Source organism: Hydrogenivirga sp. 128-5-R1-1 (assembly GCF_000171895.1).
The window spans coordinates 1-1426 of the sequence record NZ_ABHJ01000363.1; the positions used below are offsets into that span (position 1 = coordinate 1).

The 1426-nt window shown below is 31.3% G+C and carries 2 protein-coding genes; both read right to left on the minus strand.

The features are described 5' to 3' along the window. Window positions 1–522: Uma2 family endonuclease (locus HG1285_RS01605; protein ID WP_008289355.1), on the minus strand; the 522-nt coding region annotated here is incomplete at its 3' end. Window positions 523–587: 65 nt separating this feature from the next. Further along, on the minus strand, window positions 588–1426 hold an 839-nt coding region (gene tyrS / locus HG1285_RS01600; protein ID WP_008289356.1), incomplete at its 5' end, for a tyrosine--tRNA ligase.

Consider the following 1426-nt stretch of genomic DNA (forward strand, 5'->3'; position numbering starts at 1 on the left):
CTTTTTTGTAGGATTTGTATAAATTTCTATTTGATTTTCTTTCAAATCTACTATCCATACCTGTTTTATTTTATATTTTGCATAAATTGGAAGTTTTAGCTGACGGTCTTTTTCAAGGGTTGTATCTGAAACTTCTATTAAAAGCTCAACATGTTTTGCCTTAGGATGCTGTTTTTCTTTTCTGAAGGATTTATCAACAACTGCAACATCAGGCTCTGGGAGATTTTCTTGAGATAGAAAAATTGGGTTTTGGATTCTTAGACTGTAAGTTTCTTTCAAATTTTTGTCTTCTCTAATTAAATCTCCTAAAATTTCAACTAAATTATCCACAACAATTGCATGTTTTAATCCTATCGGACTCAATTTAACTACCTCTCCATTTAAAAGCTCTACCTTTTCATCAGGCTTAAAAATTCCTGCCTCATACATTTTTTCTAAATCTTTAACTTTAAATTTATATTTAAACCTTTCAGCTTTTAACGGCTTTACATTTTTTTTACTTTGTTCAAGCACTGCTGGCATTTCAATCACCTTCTTTGAAATATTCTTAACTTTAATAATAGACAGTTAACTGCAAATTTCAAAATCTAACCAATTTTAATATTTTCAGGTTTTATTCTTGCAAATTTTCTTTTTCCTACCTGCAAGACAAATTCTTTACTTAAATCAACCTCAAAATTAAAATCTGTAAACTTTTCTCCGTTTATCTTAACTGCACCGCTTTTAATCAACCTTCTTGCTTCTGATTTTGAAGAGGCAAATCCTAATTTATAAACAAGTTCATATAAAGGTATTTTCTTTTCTTCACTTGAGATAATAATTTCAGGTTCAGGAATATTTTCAGGAAGCTCTCTTTTAGAATGAACTTTTTCAAAATGTTCTTTTGCCTTTACAGCGTCTTCTTTTGAATGAAATCTTTCTACAATATACATTGCAAGCTCTTTTTTCACATCCATAGGATGTAAAATGCCTTTCTCAACATCTTCTTTCATTTTTTCAATTTCTTCTTCAGTAAGGTCAGTTAAGAATTTCCAATAATCCCACATAAGCTCATCCGGTATAGACATTAATTTCCCAAACATTTCTTCCGGTGGTTCGGTAATTCCGATATAATTTCCGTAAGATTTACTCATCTTTCTAACGCCGTCAGTTCCAACAAGAAGAGGTAGTAAAATGGCAACTTGAGGTTTTTCTATGCCGTACTCCCTTTGAATATCTCTTCCAATTAAAAGATTAAATCTCTGGTCAGAACCACCAAGCTCAACATCTGCTTTTATAGCAACAGAATCATAGGCCTGCAAAAGTGGATATATAAATTCATGTATAGCTATAGGTTTATTTTCAGAAAATCTTTTCTTAAAGTCATCCCTTTCAAGCATTCTTGCAACTGTGTATCTTGCTGTTAACCTGATAAGGTCTTCTGCAC